Below are 20,421 nucleotides of genomic sequence, written 5' to 3'. Positions count from 1 at the left end.
TACCGACCGTGTCGTTCATCCCGGCCCGGCGCACCGGACGGCGGGTCTCGCGGCGGTTCACCGGCCGCGACCTCGCCGTACTCGGTGTGCTGCTCGGCATACCCGTCCTGCTCGACCTCGCCGTCGTCTGGGGACCGACCCTCGCCTCCGTGGCGCTGTCCTTCACCGGTTGGGACGGCATAGGTGACATCAAGTGGGTCGGTACGCAGAACTACGAGAACCTCTTCACCAACTACCCGCAGTTCTGGCCCGCGGCCCGGCACAATCTGCTCTGGCTCGCCTTCCTCGGCCTGGTCGCCACCCCCTTCGGACTGCTGCTGGCCGTGCTCATCGACCGGGGGGTGCGCTTCAGCCGCTTCTACCAGTCGACGCTCTACATGCCCGTCGTGCTGTCCCTCGCCGTGGTCGGATTCATCGCCCAGCTGGTCTTCTCCCGCGACCAGGGCGCCCTCAACGCGGTCATCGGCGACACGGGTTCACCGACGGACTGGCTCGGCGACCCGGACCTCAACATCTGGATGGTCATGCTCGCCGCCGCCTGGCGGCACACCGGCTACGTGATGATCCTCTACCTCGCCGGGCTCAAGGCCGTCGACCCCTCGCTGAAGGAGGCCGCGGCGATCGACGGGGCGGGGGAGACCCAGACCTTCTTCCGCATCGTCCTGCCCACCCTGCGGCCGGTCAACGTCATCGTCGGCGTCATCACCGTCATCGAGTCGCTGCGCGCGTTCGACATCGTGTACGCGGTCAACCACGGCCGCAACGGACTCGAACTGCTCTCGGTCCTCGTCACCGACAACATCATCGGTGAGGCCAGCCGGATCGGCTTCGGCTCCGCCATCGCCGTCGTCCTGCTGGTCGTCTCCCTGGGGTTCGTCGTGACGTACCTGGTCCAGGAGCTCCGAGGGGAGAAGAACCGTTGACCGTCCAAGCCGCCCCGGCCCCGCCCGCCGCACCGCCCGCGCCGCCGGCCCGTGCCGCCCGGCGCCGGACCCGCCCCGGCCGGATCGGGGTCCACGCCTTCCTGATGGCGGTCTCCCTCGCCTTCCTCGCCCCGCTGCTGCTCGCGGTGTACGCGTCGCTGCGGCCGTACGACGAGACCGCCGAGCACGGCTACTTCTCGCTGCCCCGCCATCTCTCCCTGGACTACTACCGCCAGGCGTTCGCCGACTCCGGCATGACGAAGTACTTCGTCAACACCATGATCATCGCGGTCCCGGGGGTGCTGGTCACCCTCTTCCTCGCCTCGTTCGTGGCCTTCGCGCTGGCGCGCCTGAAGATGCGCGGCGGACTCGTCCTGCTGATGCTCTTCACCGCCGGGAACCTGCTGCCGCAGCAGGTGATCGTGACGCCCCTGTACGTGGTGTTCAACCGGATCCCGCTGCCCTACTGGATGTCCGACTCGATGACGATGTTCGACTCGTACTGGGCCGTCGTCGTCGTACAGATCGGATTCCAGCTCGGCTTCTGCGTCTTCGTCCTGGCCAACTTCATGCGCACCCTGCCGCAGGAGATCCTGGAGGCCGCCGTCGTCGACGGCGCGGGCGTCTGGACCCGGTACTGGCGGATCACCCTGCCGCTGTGCCGTCCGGCCCTGGCCGCACTCGGCACGCTCCAGTTCACCTGGATGTACAACGACTTCCTGTGGGCGCTGGTCTTCATCTCCGACGGCGACAAGCTCCCCATCACCTCGGCGCTGAACAACCTCAGGGGCCAGTTCTTCACCGACTACAACCTGCTCGCCGCGGGCTCGGTGATCGTCGCCCTGCCCACGCTCGTGGTCTTCCTGCTGCTCCAGCGCCACTTCATCGCGGGCCTCACCCTCGGGTCCGGCAAGGGTTAGGGGGTGACCTGCGAGAACACCTTCACGAACCGACTCCGACGAGATCCGTTCGATGCTCTGATGCACCGGCGAACTCGGCCTGATCCGAGGCGGTCGGCATGTGTGGCAGGGGGCTCACCCCGCCACTACTGGGGCCTGGGGAGAATCTGGGGAGATCTTTTGGGAATCAGCTTCGGTGGCACCCTCGAACCAGGCATCCATCGCTGCCCTGTCGCGCCCGTCGGCCTCCGGCGTGAAGTGCGCGCAGACCCTCAACGTGATCGCGGGGTCGGCATGGCCAAGCCACTTCGACACTGACACGACCGACTCGCGCGCGTCCAGCTGGACCGGCGCGTAGGTGTGCCGCATCGCATGGAAGCCGAACTCCCGGGTGTCTCCATGGGCGAGATTGGCGTTGGAGCCCTTGGGGCGAGCCTTCGGCGCGGCAATCACCCCAGCTGCGGACAGAGCCTTCTTCCCACAGTGCTGATTCCACGACCACGCCCTGACCGCCCCGCCGCCAACATTCGTCTCGCCCCTGGAGCGTGCTGCAGAAGGTTGCGGCTGGGCGGACCGAGCCGGGTTCTGTGACGTTGTGGATCACGCGGCCAGGGCGTGGTTGCGGAGGGTGGCGACGGCTCGGACTGCGTAGTGGAGGCCGTTGCCGCGTTGCAGGCAGTCGCGGAGGATCTTGTAGTGCTTCATGCGGGCGAAGGCGTGCTCTACGCGGGCCCGCACGTGTCGATGTTCGGCGTTGTCCGCTTCCTGGCCGGGCGGGAGTGGGCGCCCGGGTCGTTTCCGGTGTGGGATGACGAGGCCGGTGTTGGTGTGGGCGCCGTCGGCGAGCACCGTCACGTCCTGACAGATCGTTGCAAGTCCGGAGTCCCGCGATGCCTTGGCATCAGCGGTGTTGCCGGGCACCGGCAGGGCGGTCGCGATGACGAGTTTGATGTCTGCGTCGCTGATGACCTGTACGTTCGCGGAGAACCGGCGGTTGCGTGAGAAGGCGCCGATCTTCCGGTCGCGGACCAGGGTCAGGGTGCCGTCCACGATCCACAGCCGTTCCACGGCGTCGGAGCGGCGGGTACAACCTCAAGTGGCAGCCGAAGCTGCGGGTGTTCGCCCACACCGCTGTCGTCGGCACAGCAACCGGTGACGTCCAGTTCGCCATCGACGGCACCGCTTGGGGTGCATCGGTCTCGGCCGGATCCGGGCTCGACGTCACCGACATCATCGACGGCGTAGAGATCGGCGAGCAGTTCACCCTCGACGTTCAAGCCCGGCGCCTCACAGGCACCGGCAGTATTGCCGCACAAGTCCGCATGATCTATGGAAGGCAAACGTGACCAACACCTTCGACACCCTGCCCGACATCCTGTACTCGGCCCACCGCGGCGGCGCGGGCGAAAGCCCGGAGAACAGCCTGGAGGCGCTCCGCTCGTCGACCCTGTGGGCGGACGTCCTGGACCTCGACACGCAGGTCCTCGCCGACGGCACACCCGTGCTCATGCACGACGCGACCGTCGACCGCACCACCGGCCGCTCCGGACCGGTGGCCGCGTTCGGGCTCGCTCAGTGGCTCCAGCTCCGCGCCGACCCCGCCATATGGTTCGCCGCCGCGTCGCCTGCCCTCGGCGTGCCCACGGTTGCCCAGGTCCTCGACGAGCTCGGTGGGGTGCGGGTGATGACCGTGGAGGCCAAGGACCCGGCCGGGGTACAGGTGCTGGCCCGCCTGATCCTGGACCGGGGGCTGCAGGACTCCGTGCTCATCAATACGAACGATCCGGCGGTGGTACCGCTCATCCGGGCGGCCGGGTGCAGGGCTCACCTGTGGCGGTCCGCCGCACAGATGGCCGGCGACGACTTCGGCGCGTTCGTCGCTGCAGGAGCCGACGTCCTGGACGTCGATATCGCCGCGTCCGACACGCTGATAGCCGCCGCGGTGGCCGCGGCCCCGCCGATCGGGGTGTGGGCGCACACCCAGACCCGACGCGTGCAGCGCGACCGCGCCCTCGCCCTTGGCTGCCGTGGGATCGTCACCGACTACCCGGGCTACGTATCCGGCCGCGCACCGCGCCGCACGGCCACGTCGACGAACACCGGGTTCTGGGGGCTCGGCTGGGCACCATCCGGCAACACCCGCCCCGTCCTCGACTCCAGCGGCCGCATCCCTCTCCCCGCACCCACCTCCTCGACCGACACCCAGGTACTTCTCGCCGGCGAGGTCAGTCCCACGCCGCCGACCGGGACCTTCGAGGTCCGGTTCAGCGTGCCGACGGCCGGGGGCGCCGGCTGGTCGCTGCTCTCCCTCCACCTGGGCGCCGACGACGCACCCACCAAGCTGACCGCGGCCGAGATCCTGCACAACGGGTACACCGTCCAGGTCAGCAACTCCGGCTCCCTGCGGATCTACCGCGACGACGCCGCTGCCAGCACTTCCACCCAGCTGGCCAACACCGCAGCGGGTACCACTCTCACGGCAGGCACCGTCTACACTCTGCGCTGCGTCGTCACGACTACTCAGATCACGGTGTCCGTACCTGAGGCGGGCGTCTCCACGACGGTTACGGACAAGGCGTACCGGGTGCCGTGGTCGGTGTTCGTCGGCCGGAACTACAACGCCAGCGCCTCCGGACTGATCAACATCGTGAGCATCAGCACCCCCTGACCCTCAACCACCCCAAAGCCCCGTGCCGCGTGGACGGGGCTTTTTCCTATGCCAGGAGGCCTGATGGCCACACCTTTGTCCGCCGCCGCAGTTCTCGCCGCCCTCCGCGCGGAGGGCTTGCGCGTTGTCGAGGTCGGCAACTGGCGCACCCGCAACCGCAACTCCCGCGGCGCGTGGGGCCCGCTCAACGGCAGCATCGTGCACCACACCGTGACCAAGGGCACCGATGCCACGGTCCGGATCGTCTGCGACGGCTGCGCGGACCTGCCCGGCCCCCTCTGCCACGGAATGATCGCGAAAGCCGACCAGGTGCACATGGTCGGCTGGGGCCGCACGAACCACGCCGGTGGCGGCGACCCCAAGGTGTTGGGCCTGGAAGATCCTGCGCTACTGCCGCCTCAAGGGCATCGCCTGCCCGCACAACCTCACCCTTGCCGGGTAACGAAGAAACAGGCAGGTCAACGACCATGTCGTAGATCATTAACGGGACAGCACCCAGTTCACCTCTCCCTGAGTTGGCTCAGTATCCGCCGTAGCCACCGGGTACGCCCACCACGAATATGGCTACGGGGCCGTACCCGTTGTCGAAGCCGTACCCGTACCCGTTGCCGTATCCGTACCAGTTGCCGTATCCGTACCCGTCGCAGTCATCCCACCAGCCGCACCGGTCGTAGGAGTGGCTAGCCGCGGAGGTCGTGTGGGCAGGGGCGGCCACAGCTGTCCCTGCGGCACCAACGGCGGCGCCACCAGCCAGCATCAGACCGGCGGCGGCTACAGCGAAGGAACGCTTGATATGAGGTGCTCGCATGAGTCTCTACCTTTCCTTCCGCCACCGAAGATCGAAGGCGGGTGGCCACAGCGCATGCAAGACATACGGTGCGGTTCGCAGAGGTCACAGCTCCAAGCGGGAGCACGTCTCGCCGCGCATTGGTTCCGGTCCTTCCGGAATCTTGCCGCCCGAGGCGTGCCCCGGTTGCGACTCTCACAGGCATCACGTTAGTAGCACATGCCCTCTCCAGCATCTTGAGTAGAAGTCTGCTCAATTCCGCAGGTCAGCGGTCGGCGGTCAGGCCCGAGCCATGACGTCCCCCCTGACGCCGTCCCTCTTCGGGGGTGACGCCCCAGAGGCCACACCACCTGCATGGAGTATGGGCAGAGAAGTGGAGACACGAGGCGGTCGGCGGGATCGTCCGCGGCCCCGATGCCCACGCCCACGAGGAACAGGACGACGGCGGCCGGGATCACCATGCGCTTCCGTGCCCACTTCGGACGGCGGTCCGGTGGAACGGGCGTTCCGTACGGGTTGTTGCCGGTCGGCTGGGGCGGCGGCCCCCACGGCGGTTGCCGGCTTTGAGGCATATGTCCCCCTGGTGCTGCTCGTGGAGAGATGACCGTAACGGTCCCGGCAGGCGTCCAGGATTCAAATATTCCGGTGGTGATGAAATTGCGATGGCGGGGTGGAAGGGCTGTGATCACCAGTAAGCCGTCCCGAGGTTGTCGCAGCTGCCGGGGGTGCCGGCGCCGGACAGCCGTCGGTTCCGCCCGGGAAACAGGCATCGCCACAACCGGGTTTTCGCGGCAGGGTGTTGCGGGCAAGCCACAGGGGGCTACGGAAGAGGGGGAACCGTGATCGTCTGGATCAACGGTGCGTTCGGCGTGGGCAAGACGAGCGCCGCGCGTGAACTGATCGATCTGATCCCGCACAGCACCTTCTACGACCCCGCGCTGGTCGGTGCGGGGCTGCGGCAGCTGCTGCCCCAGAAGAGACTCGCCGAGGTGACGGACTTCCAGGACCTGCCGATCTGGCGGCGGCTGGTGGTGGACACCGCGGCGGCCCTGCTCGCCGAGGTGCCCGGTGTGCTGGTGGTGCCGATGACCCTGCTGAGGCAGGAGTACCGCGACGAGATCTTCGGAGGGCTGGCCTCCCGGCGCATCGCGGTGCACCATGTCCTGCTCTCACCTGAGGAAACGATCCTGCGCAAACGGATCGCCGACCGCGTGGAGTATCCCGACGATCCGGCGCACAGCGACCGGGTACGGCAGTGGGCCCGCCAGCACATCGAGCCGTACCGGGCGGCGCTCGGCTGGCTCACCCAGGATGCCTACGCGATCGACACCGGCGCGCTCACCCCGTACGAGACGGCCGGGCGCATCGCCGAGGCGGTCGGCAGCGGTGCCGCCACCCCGTGCGAGATCGTGCAGACACCCGAGCCGACCGCGGAGACCGTGGCGGCCGGCGTGCTGCTTTTCGACGAGCACGACCGGGTGCTGCTCGTCGACCCGACGTACAAGCCCGGCTGGGAATTCCCGGGCGGAGTCGTCGAGTCCGGCGAGGCGCCGGCCCAGGCCGGGATCCGTGAAGTGGCCGAGGAGATAGGCATCCGGCTCGACCGGGTGCCGAAACTCCTCGTCGTCGACTGGGAGGCGCCCCGGCCGCCCGGCTACGGCGGCCTGCGGCTCCTGTTCGACGGCGGCCTGCTGACCGGCGCGGACGCGCAGCGGCTGCTGCTGCCCGGCTCGGAACTGCGCGGCTGGCGGTTCGTCACCGAGACGGAGGCGGCCACCATGCTGCCTCCGACCCGGTACGAACGGCTGCGCTGGGCGCTGCGCGCCCGCGAACGGTCAGCCGTGCTCAACCTGGAGGCCGGAGTCCCCGTCGGCTGAGGCGCGCAGCAGTGCGGGGGCGTCCGCGGTCAGCGGTTCGCCGTGGCCGAAGCAGACCGTGGCCGGCTCCAGCGCGGCCAGCCGCCGGAAGGAGGCCACGGCCTGCGCCCGGTCGATGTTGAAGACGCCCAGCATCACCCGGTCGACCCCGGCCACGCAGTCCCCGGTGAACAGCACGCCGTGGCGCGGGAGATGGATGCCGATGGAGCCGGGGGTGTGGCCGGGGGCGTGGACCACCCGCGCCCCCGAGCCGAACCCGAGGTCGTCGCCGTCGGCCAGTTCACGGTCGACCCGGGTCGGCGGGGCGGCGGGAACGGTCCGCGCGTGCTCCCACAGCGGGAGTTCCCAGTCGAGCAGTACCGGATCGGCGATGACCTCCTCGCCCCGGATCACCGCCGCGTCCAGGCCATGGGCGAGGATCTCGGCACCGTGCCGGTCGGCGAGCTCCTGCGCGGCGCCGTAGTGGTCGCAGTGCCCGTGGGTGATCACGATCCGGCCGATCCGGCCCGGGTCCAGGCCGAGACCGCGCACAGCGCCCTCGATCGCGGGCGCGGCGTCGATGTCGCCCGCGTCGATCAGGGTGAGGTCCGCACCGTCCTGCCACAGGTACGCCTGGCCGATGGGGAAGCGGAACATGTGCAACTGGGGGAGTACTTCGACGACATCCATACGGCGAACGTACGGGGAGGTGCCCGTCCTCCGGACGGATCTACGCTCTGGGCGAGCTTCGCTCGGCGCGTAGCGGCCGAGCGGACGTACGACCGCGCCGACAGCGCGGAACCCCGCGGCCCGGCAATGCGCCGGGAGGCCGCGGGGTTCCGGATCGTACGGCGTGCGGTCAGGCCCGCTTGGACTCCGCGTAGTTCCGCAGGAACAGCGCCTCGGCGAGCGACAGCCGCTCCAGCTCCTCGGGCGACACGCTCTCGTTCACCGCGTGGATCTGCGCCTCCGGCTCGCTCAGGCCGATCAGCAGGATCTCGGCCTCCGGGTACAGGGCGGCGAGGGTGTTGCAGAGCGGGATCGAGCCGCCCATGCCGGACGTCTGCATCTTCTCGCCCGGGTACGCGGCCTCCATCGCCTGGGCCATCGACGTGTACGCCGGGCTGGAGGTGTCCGCGCGGAACGGCTGGCCCTGGCCGACCTGTTCCACCGCGACCCTGGCGCCCCACGGGGCGTGCGCCTTGAGATGGGCGGTCAGCAGCTCGGTCGCCGCTGCGGCGTCCTGGCCCGGCGGGACCCGCAGGCTGATCTGCGCCCGCGCGCTCGCCTGGAGCGACGGCGTCGCGCCGACCACCGGCGGGCAGTCGATGCCGATGACGGTGACGGCGGGCCGGGCCCAGATGCGGTCGGCGACGGTGCCCGTGCCGATCAGCCCGACCCCGTCGAGGACCTTCGCGTCCTTGCGGAACTCGGCCTCCGGATACTGCAGTCCGTCCCATTCGGTGTCCGTGGCGAGCCCGTCGACGGTCGTGGTGCCGTCCTCGGCGCGCAGCGACGCCAGCAGCTGGATCAGCGCGGCCAGCGCGTCCGGGGCGGCGCCGCCGAACTGCCCGGAGTGCAGGTTGCCTTCGAGGGTGTCGACGGTGACCCGCAGCATCGTCATGCCGCGCAGCGTCGCGGTGACCGTCGGCAGGCCGAGCCGGAAGTTGCCGGTGTCGCCGATGACGATGGTGTCGGCGGCCAGCAGTTCGGGGTGCGCCTCCGCGTACCGCTCCAGACCGCCGGTGCCCTGCTCCTCGGAACCCTCGGCGATCACCTTCACCGAGACCGGGACGCCGCCGTCGGCCTTGAGGGCGCGCAGGGCGAGGAGGTGCATGATGAAGCCGCCCTTGCAGTCGGCCGCGCCCCGCCCGTACCAGCGGCCGTCGCGCTCCGTCAGCTCGAACGGGGGCGAGAGCCAGGCGGACTCGTCGAGCGGCGGCTGCACGTCGTAGTGCGCGTAGAGCAGTACGGTCGGGGCGCCGGCCGGGCCGGGCAGGAAGCCGTAGACCGACTGGGTGCCGTCGGGGGTGTCGAGCAGGGCGACGTCCTGGAAGTCCTCGGCGCGCAGCGCGTCGGCGACCCAGTTGGCGGCCGCCTCGCACTCGCTCTTCGGGAACTGCGCGGGATCCGCCACCGACTGGAAGGCCACCAACTCGGCCAGCTCCGCCTTGGCGCGGGGCATCAGCGAGGCAATGGTCTCGGAAACCGGACGGGCGGTCATGGGCACGCTCCTCGTGGGTGCGACGTTATGTGTACGAATCCGGCCACATGTGCACCGAGTGTGCGGCGTCGCATGCAGGACGAACGTACGGTCGATCCTCCCACAGCGGGGGCCGGGGGCAACGCGCCGTAGGATGCCGTGAGCAGCATGGGCCACTGGTGGGATCGGGAGCAGAAGCACATCGTGAGCAGCGAGAACGCAGACGCCGTACAGGAGCACGAAGAGTCGTCCGTGTGGGATGTCGTCGTAGTCGGTGGTGGACCGGCCGGAGCCTCCGCGGCCTATGCGGCCGCGGTAGCCGGCCGGCGGGTGCTGCTCCTGGAGAAGGCGGAGCTTCCCCGGTACAAGACATGTGGCGGCGGCATCATCGGGTTTTCGCGTGATTCGCTGCCGCCCGGGTTCGAACTGCCGCTGCGGGACCGGATCCACGCGGTCACGTTCTCGCTCAACGGCAGGCTGGCGCGGACCCGGCGCTCCAAGCGGATGCTCTTCGGGCTCATCAACCGCCCGGAGTTCGACGCGGGTCTGGTCGAGGAGGCGCAGAAGGCGGGCGCCGAACTCCGCACCGGCGCGACGGTGATGCGGGTCGAGCAGCACGGCGCCTCGGTGCCCGACCGGCGCACGGTCGCCGTGGTGCTGTCCGGCGGCGAGACGGTCCTGGCCCGCGCGGTCGTCGGTGCCGACGGCAGCGCGGGGCGGATAGGGGCTCATGTCGGGGTGAAGCTCGACCAGGTGGACCTCGGCCTGGAGGCGGAGATCCCGGTCCCGGCCACGGTCGCGGAGGACTGGGCGGGGCGGGTGCTCATCGACTGGGGCCCCATGCCCGGCAGTTACGGCTGGGTGTTCCCCAAGGGCGATGTCCTGACGGTCGGTGTGATCTCGGCGCGGGGCGACGGGGCGGGAACCAAGCGGTACCTGGAGGACTTCATCGCCCGGCTCGGCCTGGCCGGCTTCGAGCCGAAGATCTCCTCCGGCCATCTGACGCGCTGCCGCAGCGACGACTCGCCGCTGTCCCGCGGGCGGGTGCTGGTGTGCGGCGACGCGGCGGGGCTGCTGGAGCCGTGGACCCGCGAGGGGATCTCCTTCGCGCTGCGGTCGGGGCGGCTGGCCGGTGAGTGGGCGGTCCGGATCGCGGAGTCGCACGACGCGGTGGACGCCCGGCGCCAGGCGCTGAACTACGCGTTCGCCATCAAGGCGGGGCTCGGCGTCGAGATGGGTGTCGGGCGGCGCATGCTGAAGCTGTTCGAGCGCCGTCCGGGGGTGCTGCACGCGGTGCTGACGGGATTCCGCCCGGCCTGGAACGCGTTCGCGGGCATCACCCGCGGCACGACCTCGCTCGGCGAGCTGGTCCGTACGCATCCGCTGGCACAGCGGGCGCTGAACGCGATGGACCGCTGAGGGCCGTCCCGCAGGGCCTGTCCGGCGGACCGGGTCCGGACGGGCCCCCGGCCTCGTCCGCGAAGTCCCGTCGAGCGCCGGGCGGCGCCGGCCGCACGGTCAGCGCTCCACGGCGATCCGGAACACGGGGTGGTCCGGGCAGGCCGCCAGCAGTTCGGCGTCCGAGGACTTCGCGGTGACGCCCTGGAAGTAGTCCTTGACCTCCCAGCCCCACCGCTCCAGGTAGGTGCGGATGATCAGCGACTTCTGCTCGTCGTCCGGGATCTCCACGGCGGTGAAGGCCCGGACCTTCCGGCCCACCCGCAGCTCGCCGCCGCCCGCGGCCCGCATGTTGCGCACCCACTGGGAGTGGCCCCGGGCGGAGACGAGGTACTGCGTGCCCTCATGGGTGTGGGGGTTCACGGGGATGCGCTGCAGCTGCCCGCTCTTGCGGCCGCGCACGGACATCTCGGCCGACCCGAACATGCTGAAGCCGTGGCGGGCGAGCCATCCCACGATGCCGTTCATCCGGACGTTGAGGGCGCTGCCGCGGAGGTAGTACGGCTGAGACATGGTGACTCCCCAAGGTTTTGAGAGCGGTGCTCTCGCTTGAGATCAGTGTGCACGGAATGGGTGCTCAAAAGCAAGAGCACTGCTCTCGTTGTTGGTCGGTGCTCTGCTTCCGTGGCAGACTGCTGCCCATGAGCACTGTCCGAGGAGCCAGGGAACGGGCCCGTATCGAGGTCACCGCCGCCATCAAGGACGAGGCGAGGAAACAGCTCGCGGCCGAGGGCGCCGCGAAGCTGTCGCTGCGCGCCGTGGCGCGGGAGCTCGGCATGGCGTCCTCCGCCCTCTACCGCTACTTCCCCAGCCGGGACGAGTTGCTCACCGCCCTGATCGTCGACGCGTACGACTCCGTCGGCGAGGCCGCCGAGGCCGCCCACCGCACCGCCGGTGCCGAGGCCGCCACCCCTCTCGCGCGCTGGATCGCGGTCACCCGCGCCGTGCGCGAGTGGGCCCTCGCCCACCCCCACGAGTACGCCCTGATCTACGGCTCGCCCGTGCCCGGCTACACCGCACCGCAGGCGACGGTCGGCCCCGCCTCCCGCGTCGGCTTCGTCCTGATCGCCGTGGTCGCGGACGCCCACCGCGCGGACGGCCTGGCCCTGCCGCCGCTCGCCGACGATCTGCGCGACGAGGCCGCGCGGATGGTCACCGAATTCGCCCCGGACCTTCCCGTGGAGGCCGCCGTCCCGCTGATCGCCGCCTGGGCGCAGCTGTTCGGGCTGATCTCCTTCGAGATCTTCGGCCAGTTCCACCGGGTGGTGGAGGTCCGGGACGCCTTCTTCCGGGAGGCCGTCACCGAGATGGCCCGGACGGTCGGCCTGTCCGCCGGAGGGAACGGCTGAGGACTCTCCCGTACGACGTACTCCCCGGGGAGTACGGGTGAGCACCACGTCCGGCTGACGCCCCGGGCGCGGCCCGCGGTCTAGCGTGGCCGGCATGGAAGACCAGCGCTCACACGCAAGCGGCGGCGGTCCCCCCTGGGCGCACGGCGAGCCGCCGCGGTGGCTGACCGGGGCGCCGGGACGGTCCGCCACCCGGCTGCCCTGGCCGTCGACGATCCTGATCGGTGCCGTCGTCATGATCGGCTCGACCATCGCGGCCCGGGGGCAGATGGACGAGCGGGCCCCGCTGGACCTCTTCGCCCGGCTCCTGCTCTTCCTGGCCGTGGCCGTGCTCCTGGTGCGCCACCGGCACCCCGTGGCGGCCGTCTTCGGCAGTTCGGCCGCGGCGCTGATCTATCTGGCGGCCGGCTATCCGTACGGGCCGGTCTTCCTGGCCGTCGCCGTGGGCTGCTTCAGCGCGGTCGTCTCGGGGCACCGGCGGGCCGCCTGGTCGGCCGTCGGCATGGTGTGGCTGGGACACGTCCTGGTGGCGCACTGGCTCTACCGGTGGCTGCCGCCCACGGACGACCATCCCGCCGCCTGGGGACAGGAACTGGGCATCGCCGCCTGGGTGGTGGCCATCATCGCCGCCGCCGAGTTCGTCCGCGTACGCCGTGAGCAGTGGGCGGACCGGCGGGCGGAACGGGAGGCGGCGGAGCAGCGCCGGGCCGATGAGGAACGGCTGCGGATGGCGCGCGAACTCCATGACGTCCTGGCCCACAGCATCTCCGTCATCAACGTCCAGTCGAGCGTGGGACTCGCGCTGCTGGACTCCGATCCCGAGCAGGCGCGCGCGGCGCTGACCACCATCAAGGCCGCCAGCAAGGAGGCGCTGGGCGAGGTCCGTCAGGTACTCGACACCCTGCGTGGCCCCGGAGACGCCCCCAGGGCCCCGGCCCCCGGACTCGACCGGCTCCCCGAGCTCGTCGAGCAGGCGGCGAGCACCGGACTGACCGTCACCGTCGAGACCGAGGGCGAACGGCCGGCGGTGCCGCCCGGCGCGGACCTCGCCGCCTTCCGTATCGTGCAGGAGGCACTGACCAACGTGGTCCGGCACTCCGGATCGCGTACCGCGCGGGTCCGGATCGGCTACGGGCCGGGCGGCATCCGGCTCCGTATCGACGACGAGGGGCCCGCCACCGGCGGCGACGCCGGAGGCAGCGGCAACGGGCTGGCGGGAATGCGGGAACGGGCCGCCGCGCTCGGTGGCACGATCGAGGCGGGCCCCCGGGCCGACGGCGGCTTCCGGGTGCGCGCCGAGCTTCCGCTGCCCACCGGTGCGTCCGGCACGGCGGCACACGAGGAGGAGACACCGTGATCCGCGTACTGCTCGCCGACGACCAGTCGCTGGTCCGGGCGGGCTTCCGGGCCCTGCTCGACGCCCAGCCCGACATCGAGGTGGCCGGGGAGGCCGCCGACGGCGCGGAAGCCGTGCGCCTGGTGGGTGAACTGCGTCCCGACATCGTGCTGATGGACATCCGGATGCCGCGTCTGGACGGCCTGGCCGCGACTCGCGCCATCACCGGGGACGCCCGGCTGGACGGGGTCCGGGTGGTCATGCTCACCACCTTCGAGCTCGACGAGTACGTCTTCGAGGCGATCCGGTCCGGGGCCTCCGGCTTCCTCGTCAAGGACACCGAGCCGGACGAACTGCTGCGCGCCGTACGGGCGGTGGTGGGCGGGGACGCGCTGCTCTCGCCAGGAGTCACCCGGCGCCTGATCGCCGAGTTCGCGGCCCGTTCCAAGGAGCCCGCGGCATCGGCCGGACTGGGCGGACTCACCGAACGGGAGCGGGAGGTGATGGCGCTCGTCGGCATAGGGCTCTCCAACGAGGAGATCGCCAGGCGCCTCGTCGTCAGCCCCCTCACCGCCAAGACCCACGTCAGCCGCACCATGGTGAAGCTGGGTGCCCGCGATCGGGCCCAGCTCGTCGTGCTCGCCTACGAGTCGGGGCTGGTGCGGCCGGGCTGGCTCGGCTGACCCGGGCGCGGCCGGAACCCGTGGCAGTGCTCCGGCGCGGTGCCCGGCCGACGGGCGACCGCCCCGGCCGGACACCGCACCGTCCCCCTCGCCCGGTGGTCAGTCCCGCACGGACACCTTCTGTGCGGGGGCCGTCGTCCCGGCCCCGGCCGCGCGGTCCGTCTCCGACGACGCGACCAGCACGGTGTGCTGTACGGGCCTTCGGCGTCGCAGGCCGGGGAGCGTGACCAGCAGACCGGCGACCGCGACCGCGGTCACCACGGCCAGGCCGGGCCGGTAGCTGTCCAGGACCGCCTGGCGCGAACCGTCGCCGCTGCCGTGCGCCGTGATCACCGCCGTCACGACCGCCAGGAAGATCGCCCCGCCGACCTGGATCGAGGTGTTCAGCAGGCCCGACACCATGCCCTGCTCGTCGTCGTCCACCCCGTTGGTGGCCTGGATGTTGAGCGAGGGGAAGGTCAGCGCGCAGGCCGCGCCGAGCAGCAGCATGGACGGCAGGATCACCACGGCGTACGACGGGGTGAGGGTGATCCGCAGGAAGAGCGCGTAGCCGATGACGAGGAACGTGAACCCGGCCGCGATGACGCGCGGTGTCCCGAACCGGTCGACCACATCACCGATCTTCGTGGAGGAGAGGGCGACCAGCACCCCCGCGGGCAGGAAGGCCAGCGCGGTCTCCAGCGCGGACCAGCCGAGCAGCGACTGCATGTACTGGGTGACCAGGAACTGGAAGCCCACGTAGCTCCCGAAGAACGCCGCGGCGCCCAGCTGTGCCCTGACCTGGCTCCCGGAGCGCAGCACCCCGAGGCGGATCAGCGGATTCGCGGTGCGCCGCTCGATGGTGACGAAGACGGTCAGCAGTGCGGCGACGGCGAGGAACGACAGCAGGGTGCGGGCGGAGGTCCAGCCGGCCTCGGGTGCCTGCACGACCGTGAACACCAGCAGCAGCATGGCGCCCGTGCCGGTGACGGCGCCCGGCAGGTCGTAGCCGCGGTGGGTGTCCTCGCGCTCGCTGTGCGGGATCAGCCTGAGACCCGCGACGAGGGCGATCAGGGCGACCGGGGCGGGCAGCAGCATCGTCCACCGCCAGGACAGCTGGGTGAGCAGGCCCGAGAGGACCAGGCCCATGGAGAAACCGGTGGCGGCGCAGGTGGTGTAGATGGACAGGGCGCGATTGCGCTGCGGTCCCTCCTTGAACGTGGTGGTGATGATCGACAGCCCGGCCGGCGCGGTGAAGGCGGCGCTCAGTCCCTTGATGAAGCGACTGGCGATCAGCAGCGGTCCGGAGTCGACGAAGCCGCCGAGCAGCGAGGCGAGGGCGAAGACGCCGAGCGCGATCAGGAAGACCTGGCGCCTGCCCAGCAGATCGGCCGCCCGGCCACCGAGGAGCAGCAGGCCGCCGTAGCCGAGGATGTAGCCGCTGACGATCCACTGGAGGGTCGAGGTGGTCAGTCCGAGATCGTCGGCGATGGACGGCAGCGCGACCCCGACCATGGAGACGTCGAGGGCGTCCAGGAACATCGCGGCGCAGAGCACGAGGAGCGTGCCCCACAGGCGCGGGCTCCAACGCGCATGGGAATCGGGGACGTTGAGCGGAGTGGTCATGCGCAGCACAGTACATGCACATGCATTGAATGCAAGTGCATTTAATGACGATGCAACAAAGGGTGTCGTCTCTGCTAACGTGCGGTCATGGCAGCGAACAAGTCCGAGCGGGTGCTCGTCGACGAGTGGCGGGACATCCTCGCGCTGCACGCCAGGACTCTCTGCGAGCTCGACCGCGAGCTGCACCGGCACGGCCTCGGCGCCAGCGATTTCGAGGTGCTCGACGTCCTGGCGGAGGGGGCGTCCGAAGAGGGCGGCTGCGCCTATCGCATGCAGGAGCTGGCCTCCCGCGTCCACCTCAGCCAGAGCGCGCTGTCCCGCCTGGTGGCACGGCTGGAGAAGGACGACCTGGTGCGCCGGGGGATGTGCAGCGAGGACCGGCGGGGCGTCCAGGTGGAGCTGACCGCGAAGGGGCGGGAACGCCACGCCGAGGTGAAGCCCCTGCAGAGGTCGGTGCTCGCCCGGATGCTGGACGAGCCGGGTCGGTGAGCGCGGCGCCCGACCGTGCCGGGGGAGTTGTGGGTACGGCGAAGGAACGTGCGGGGGAGAGGGAACGGGCCGCCGAGCCGGACGGGTTCTCGGCTGTGGCTACGCCCCGGTCGCGGGCGTCCTCGGCGGTCCGGACCAGTTGACCGCGGAGTTCTCGCGCCAGATCCGGGCGGGCTCCGGGTCGCCCGTCACGGTGACGGCGGCGAGCGGCAGCCGGTTCCAGAGCGTCAGGTAGAGCTCTTCGGCCGAAGCGGTCAACTCGCAGTCCACGAGCCCTTCTTCGGAACCCTCTCCGGCTTCCGCGCCCGTCCGTACGGCCCGTGGCGGCTCCGGCGAGAGGTGTACGGTCCAGCAGGCGTCGGCGTCCGTGGCGCGGATCCGGAGGGTGCGCGGCGCCGAGGTGCGTACCTGGCTCTTCGGGCGGGCGTGGAACCCGAGCAGCAACTCGTCGATCCCGTCCACCGCGAGAGCGGCCGGGACCGGCGACGGCCGCCCGCCCAGCGCCGACTCCGCGTCCACCCGATGGATCGTGGTCTCGTGCGCCTGGCGCCGGGCCCAGAAGGCCAGGGGCGACGGCGCGGGCAGGAAGCTCCAGCACTCCAGCCCGGCCGGTGCGGCGTCCAGGGCGTCCACCAGGAGGCCGTGGCCCTCGCGGAACCAGTCGATCAGTTCCGGCCCGTCCAGATCGGGTTCCCCGCCGTCGGGGTGGTACGAGGTGTGGCCCTCGGCGACGAACGCGGTGGCCCAGCGGTGCACCATCCCGGTGTGCCGCAGCAGATCACGCACCAGCCACTGAGGACACGTCGGCACCGGGGTGCCGGTCCCCGCCTCCTGCGCGGCGGATGCCAGCAACTGTCCTGCGGCGGCCAGGGACTTGATGTGGTCCGTGATCTCCATGGCCCCGATTGTGCCAGGGGTCCGGGCTCCTGTCCCGGCCGGGTCAGGTCGCCGGCGCATGGGTCGCGTTGCGTGCTCCGTACCCCAGCGCCGCGGCCGCGGTGGCCAGCAGCGCCACCGTGGTGAGGGCCACCGGGAGCGAGGACCAGTCGGCCAGGAAGCCGATCGCGGGCGGCCCGAGCAGCATCCCGCCGTAGCCGAGCGTCGAAGCGGCGGCCACCCCGCCGGCCCCGGCCAGCTCACCGGCCCGGCCGACCGCGACCGGGAAGATGTTGGCCAGGCCGAGCCCGGTGACCGCGAAGCCCAGCAGGGCCGCCCACGTGCTGGGGGCGAGCGAACCGAGCAGCATCCCGGCGGTTGCCGTCGCACCGCCCAGGACGAGGGTGCGGGTCTGGCCGAGCCGTTCGAGCAGGGCCGTGCCGCTGAGCCGGCCCGCCGTCATGGCCAGCGCGAACAGGGAGTAGCCGGCGGCCGCGACGCCGGGGTGGGCGTGCAGGTCCTGCTCCAGGTGGAGTGCGCCCCAGTCGGCCAGCGCGCCCTCGCCGTACGCGGTGCAGAGCGCGATCAGGCCGAACAGGAGCACCAGCCGACGGGCCCTCAGGCTCGGCCGCCGGGGTGCCTCGGCGCCCGGTGCCCGGACCGCGGGCCGGGGCGCCGGGTGACGCAGCAGCACCGGCCCGGCCACCGCGGTGACCAGGAGCCCGGCCCCGGTGAGGGCGAGCAGATGGGCGGCGGGGGAGAGGCCGCCCGCGACCAGCCCGCCGAGCCCGGCGCCGACCATGCCGCCGAGGCTGAAGGCGGCATGGAAGCCGGGCATCACGGGGCGCCTCAGCACGGCGACCAGGTCGACCGCGGCGCTGTTCATCGCCACGTTCATCCCGCCGTACGCGGCACCGAAGACCAGCAGGACCATGCCGAGCGCCGGGGCCGAACGCGTCTGCGCGGGAAGGGCGATGGCGAGGGAGAGCAGGACGCCCGAGGCCACGGTCACCGGATGGCTGCCGAAGCGCCGGCACAACCGGCCGGTGAACACCATGGTCAGCACGGCCCCGGCGGAGACCCCGAGCAGCGCGAGGCCCAGGGTGGCGGCGGAGGCACCGGTCTGGTGCTTGATGGCCGGGATGCGGACCACCCAGCCGGCGAAGAGGAAGCCGTCGAGGGCGAAGAACACGGTCAGGGCGGTACGGAGGCGGGCCGACGGAGGTGCGGCGGTGTTTCCGCCCGGTCCCCCCGGTAGGGCCGTCCGCAGTTTGTTTAGTTGCGGCACAAACTCAGCATAGGGGCGCGGCGACAATGGACGCAAGACGGTCGGCAGGGGCGGAGCCGGGCCACCGGGGCGTCGGCCGTACCCCCGGACCGTGGGAGACTCGCCCCCATGAACGGCAAGGTGTCCACCACCCGGACAAAGTTGGAGAGGGGCCGCAGCGCGCTCGGACCCGCGCTGGAACTGGTCCATACCGGACGTGCGCCCACCCGCTCCGTCCTCACCTCCGAGCTCGGGGTCACCCGGGCGACGGCCGGTGCGGTCGCCGCGGAACTGGAGGCGCTCGGCCTGATCCGGGTCGACTCCCGGCCCGGTTCCGCCGCCGGATCGCAGGGCCGCCCCTCGCACCGGCTGTCCGTACGGGAGTCCGGCCCCGTCGTCATCGCCGCCCAGGTGCACGCCGACGGATTCCGTGCCGCGCTCGTCGCACTGGGCGGGCGGCTGGTGGCCACCGCTCCCGGCCGCGTCACCGTCACGGCCGACCCGGCCCAGGTCATCGGTGAAGTGGTCGACGACTGTGCCCGGTTGCTGCGGGACAGCGGACTGCGCTGCGTCGGGGCGGGGCTCGCGGTGCCGTCGGCGGTGGCCGAACCGGAGGGCACCGCGCTCAACCCGCTGCACATCGCCTGGAAGGCCGGCGCCCCGGTGAGCGAGATCTTCGCCGAATGCGTACGCGGAGCGGGCATCCCCGGACCGGCGTTCACCGGGAACGACGTCAACCTCGCCGCGCTCGCCGAACACCGGCACGGAGCCGGCCGCGGCGCCCAGCATCTGCTCTGCGTGGCCACCGGCCACCGGGGAGTGGGCGGCGCGCTCGTCCTCGACGGCCGCCTGCACACCGGGAGTTCGGGACTCGCGCTGGAGGTGGGCCACCTCACGGTCAATCCCGAGGGGCGCCCCTGCCACTGCGGCGGGCGCGGCTGCCTGGACGTCGAGACCGACCCGCTGGCCTTCCTCGTCGCCGCCCGCCGCGAACCCGGCCCGGAGGAGTCGCTGCTCAAGCAGGCCGGCGACCTGCTGCGCACGGAGTACGAGGACGCCGCGGTACGGGGCGCGGCCGAGGAGCTGATCGACCGGCTCGGCCTCGGGCTGGCCGGCCTGGTCAACATCCTCAACCCGGACCGCATCATCCTCGGCGGACTCCACCGCGCCCTGCTCGACGCGGACCCGGAGCGGCTGCGCGCGGTGGTCGCCGACCGCAGCCTGTGGGGGCGGAGCGGCAGCGTCCCCATCCTGCCGTGCTCGCTCGACCACAACAGCCTGGTGGGCGCGGCCGAACTGGCCTGGCAGCCGGTGCTGGACGATCCGCTGGCCGCGCTGGCCTGACGGGGACGGACCCGTGGGGCCTCGGCCGCCGTCACCCTCGGGAGCAGCCGCGACGGCGCGTACTCCCGCGGGGGTACGCGCACGGCCGCCGGCCGTACGACGACTCGGACGCCTCTTCCGGCGAGGCTCGGAAGCGTCAGGAAAACCTGACCACGAACCCCTGAACCGAGGGAGTCGACCGAGATGAACACCCTGGCGTACAGCGGTGGCCCCGGGCCCTGGATCCTCCTCTTCCCGCTCTTCTGGGCGGCCGTCGTCATCGGCGGCGTCACCCTGCTGCGCCGCACCGCGTGGCGTGGCCGGCGAGGCCCCTGGCAGGCCCGCACCACCCCGGAAGCCCCTGCCGAACCGTCGCCGATCAACCTGCTCGGCAAGCGCTTCGCCGCCGGCGAGATCGACGAGGACGAGTACTGGCGCCGGCTCTCCGTCCTGGACGAACAGTTCGGCCGCGGCAGCGGAGGAGGCCCGGCATGACCACCACCCCCACCTCCGAACCCGGCTCGACGGCTCGCTCACGGGGCTGGGCACGGGCGGGATCGCCCTCTCCACCACCGAGGCCGCCGGGACGCGACCTGCGCCCCGTCCACCGGGCCGCACGGCTGAACGTGCTCCACGCGGTCGCCGCCCGGTAGCGCGACGAGGAGGGGTGGGGCGCTCCGGCGCCCCGCCCCTCCCGTC

Annotated in this window: 21 protein-coding genes and 1 pseudogene; 13 read left to right on the top strand and 9 right to left on the bottom strand. The window is 71.5% G+C overall.

Annotated elements, in window-relative coordinates; translation table 11 throughout:
* Nucleotides 1-8 precede the first annotated feature (8 nt).
* Together ACFYY1_RS38440 and ACFYY1_RS38435 are read left to right on the top strand one after the other, a co-directional pair.
* Nucleotides 9-923, top strand: coding sequence for a carbohydrate ABC transporter permease (locus tag ACFYY1_RS38440; RefSeq protein WP_388594146.1), 915 nt, complete (start codon nt 9-11; stop codon nt 921-923).
* Nucleotides 920-1,843 carry a carbohydrate ABC transporter permease gene (locus tag ACFYY1_RS38435; protein WP_388594144.1) on the top strand — a complete coding sequence of 308 codons (924 nt, stop codon included), beginning with the start codon at nt 920-922 and terminating at the stop codon, nt 1,841-1,843. Before ACFYY1_RS38440 ends, ACFYY1_RS38435 begins: the two co-directional genes overlap by 4 nt.
* Nucleotides 1,844-1,957: 114 nt before the next feature.
* Here the strand turns inward: ACFYY1_RS38435 and ACFYY1_RS38430 are convergent, their stop codons facing one another.
* Both ACFYY1_RS38430 and ACFYY1_RS38425 read right to left on the bottom strand, forming a co-directional pair.
* Nucleotides 1,958-2,275 (bottom strand): integrase, encoded by a 318-nt coding sequence (locus ACFYY1_RS38430; protein ID WP_388594141.1) that lies wholly within the window; start codon nt 2,273-2,275, stop codon nt 1,958-1,960.
* A gap of 147 nt (nt 2,276-2,422) precedes the next feature.
* Nucleotides 2,423-2,908: pseudogene (locus tag ACFYY1_RS38425) on the bottom strand (transposase family protein); the annotation flags it as partial.
* Between the two features lie 29 nt (nt 2,909-2,937).
* On the opposite strand from ACFYY1_RS38425, the gene ACFYY1_RS38420 reads away from it, so the two are divergent.
* Together ACFYY1_RS38420 and ACFYY1_RS38415 are read left to right on the top strand one after the other, a co-directional pair.
* Nucleotides 2,938-3,168 carry a hypothetical protein gene (locus ACFYY1_RS38420; RefSeq protein WP_388594139.1) on the top strand — a complete coding sequence of 77 codons (231 nt, stop codon included), beginning with the start codon at nt 2,938-2,940 and terminating at the stop codon, nt 3,166-3,168.
* Nucleotides 3,165-4,490, top strand: coding sequence for a glycerophosphodiester phosphodiesterase (locus tag ACFYY1_RS38415; protein WP_388594136.1), 1,326 nt, complete (start codon nt 3,165-3,167; stop codon nt 4,488-4,490). The genes ACFYY1_RS38420 and ACFYY1_RS38415 overlap by 4 nt, the downstream gene beginning before the upstream one ends.
* A 520-nt stretch (nt 4,491-5,010) precedes the next feature.
* Here ACFYY1_RS38415 and ACFYY1_RS38410 read toward each other — a convergent pair.
* On the bottom strand, nt 5,011-5,298 hold the full coding sequence (locus tag ACFYY1_RS38410; RefSeq protein ID WP_388594133.1) for a hypothetical protein: 288 nt from the start codon (nt 5,296-5,298) through the stop codon (nt 5,011-5,013).
* An 818-nt stretch (nt 5,299-6,116) separates the two neighbouring features.
* Between ACFYY1_RS38410 and ACFYY1_RS38405 the strand changes: the two genes are divergently transcribed.
* Nucleotides 6,117-7,154, top strand: coding sequence for an NUDIX domain-containing protein (locus ACFYY1_RS38405; protein WP_388594131.1), 1,038 nt, complete (start codon nt 6,117-6,119; stop codon nt 7,152-7,154).
* Here ACFYY1_RS38405 and ACFYY1_RS38400 read toward each other — a convergent pair.
* A complete protein-coding gene (locus ACFYY1_RS38400) occupies nt 7,113-7,823 on the bottom strand; it encodes an MBL fold metallo-hydrolase (protein WP_388594129.1) in 711 nt (236 codons plus the stop codon). The genes ACFYY1_RS38405 and ACFYY1_RS38400 overlap by 42 nt on opposite strands.
* Before the next feature lie 169 nt (nt 7,824-7,992).
* Nucleotides 7,993-9,357 (bottom strand): dipeptidase, encoded by a 1,365-nt coding sequence (locus ACFYY1_RS38395; protein ID WP_388594127.1) that lies wholly within the window; start codon nt 9,355-9,357, stop codon nt 7,993-7,995.
* A gap of 183 nt (nt 9,358-9,540) precedes the next feature.
* Between ACFYY1_RS38395 and ACFYY1_RS38390 the strand changes: the two genes are divergently transcribed.
* Nucleotides 9,541-10,755: a geranylgeranyl reductase family protein gene (locus ACFYY1_RS38390; RefSeq protein WP_266735027.1), complete on the top strand. Its 1,215-nt coding sequence runs from the start codon at nt 9,541-9,543 to the stop codon at nt 10,753-10,755.
* A gap of 99 nt (nt 10,756-10,854) precedes the next feature.
* Here the strand turns inward: ACFYY1_RS38390 and ACFYY1_RS38385 are convergent, their stop codons facing one another.
* Entirely contained in the window at nt 10,855-11,307 is a 453-nt protein-coding gene (locus ACFYY1_RS38385) for a nitroreductase family deazaflavin-dependent oxidoreductase (protein ID WP_388594124.1), read from the bottom strand.
* Between the two features lie 128 nt (nt 11,308-11,435).
* Here ACFYY1_RS38385 and ACFYY1_RS38380 point away from each other — a divergent pair, with 128 nt between their 5' ends.
* The 3 genes from ACFYY1_RS38380 (at nt 11,436) to ACFYY1_RS38370 (ending at nt 14,162) form a co-directional block, all read left to right on the top strand.
* Nucleotides 11,436-12,143, top strand: a complete 708-nt coding sequence (locus tag ACFYY1_RS38380; RefSeq protein ID WP_388594122.1) for a TetR/AcrR family transcriptional regulator — start codon at nt 11,436-11,438, stop codon at nt 12,141-12,143.
* Between the two features lie 94 nt (nt 12,144-12,237).
* The gene (locus ACFYY1_RS38375) at nt 12,238-13,500 is read left to right on the top strand and encodes a sensor histidine kinase (RefSeq protein ID WP_388594120.1); all 1,263 of its coding nucleotides are present in this window, start codon (nt 12,238-12,240) and stop codon (nt 13,498-13,500) included.
* The gene (locus ACFYY1_RS38370) at nt 13,497-14,162 is read left to right on the top strand and encodes a response regulator (RefSeq protein WP_388594118.1); all 666 of its coding nucleotides are present in this window, start codon (nt 13,497-13,499) and stop codon (nt 14,160-14,162) included. Before ACFYY1_RS38375 ends, ACFYY1_RS38370 begins: the two co-directional genes overlap by 4 nt.
* A 99-nt stretch (nt 14,163-14,261) precedes the next feature.
* Here the strand turns inward: ACFYY1_RS38370 and ACFYY1_RS38365 are convergent, their stop codons facing one another.
* A complete protein-coding gene (locus ACFYY1_RS38365; protein WP_388594116.1) occupies nt 14,262-15,767 on the bottom strand; it encodes an MFS transporter in 1,506 nt (501 codons plus the stop codon).
* A gap of 87 nt (nt 15,768-15,854) precedes the next feature.
* On the opposite strand from ACFYY1_RS38365, the gene ACFYY1_RS38360 reads away from it, so the two are divergent.
* A complete protein-coding gene (locus tag ACFYY1_RS38360) occupies nt 15,855-16,256 on the top strand; it encodes a MarR family winged helix-turn-helix transcriptional regulator (protein WP_388594114.1) in 402 nt (133 codons plus the stop codon).
* A gap of 99 nt (nt 16,257-16,355) precedes the next feature.
* Here ACFYY1_RS38360 and ACFYY1_RS38355 read toward each other — a convergent pair whose 3' ends face one another.
* Entirely contained in the window at nt 16,356-17,153 is a 798-nt protein-coding gene (locus ACFYY1_RS38355) for a maleylpyruvate isomerase family mycothiol-dependent enzyme (RefSeq protein WP_388594112.1), read from the bottom strand.
* A 43-nt stretch (nt 17,154-17,196) separates the two neighbouring features.
* Nucleotides 17,197-18,420 carry an MFS transporter gene (locus tag ACFYY1_RS38350; protein WP_388594110.1) on the bottom strand — a complete coding sequence of 408 codons (1,224 nt, stop codon included), beginning with the start codon at nt 18,418-18,420 and terminating at the stop codon, nt 17,197-17,199.
* Nucleotides 18,421-18,528: 108 nt separating this feature from the next.
* Between ACFYY1_RS38350 and ACFYY1_RS38345 the strand changes: the two genes are divergently transcribed.
* From ACFYY1_RS38345 to ACFYY1_RS38335, 3 genes are all read left to right on the top strand, one after another.
* Complete coding sequence (locus ACFYY1_RS38345) at nt 18,529-19,743, top strand: ROK family protein (protein ID WP_388594108.1); 1,215 nt, start codon at nt 18,529-18,531, stop codon at nt 19,741-19,743.
* A gap of 183 nt (nt 19,744-19,926) precedes the next feature.
* Entirely contained in the window at nt 19,927-20,217 is a 291-nt protein-coding gene (locus ACFYY1_RS38340; protein ID WP_388594106.1) for an SHOCT domain-containing protein, read from the top strand.
* Entirely contained in the window at nt 20,214-20,375 is a 162-nt protein-coding gene (locus ACFYY1_RS38335) for a hypothetical protein (RefSeq protein WP_388594104.1), read from the top strand. Before ACFYY1_RS38340 ends, ACFYY1_RS38335 begins: the two co-directional genes overlap by 4 nt.
* Nucleotides 20,376-20,421: the final 46 nt, after the last annotated feature.

Origin of the sequence: Streptomyces sp. NPDC001890 (assembly GCF_042891445.1) — a bacterium.
Lineage (GTDB): Bacteria > Actinomycetota > Actinomycetes > Streptomycetales > Streptomycetaceae > Streptomyces.
This window is presented reverse-complemented; position numbering and strand designations above follow the sequence as displayed.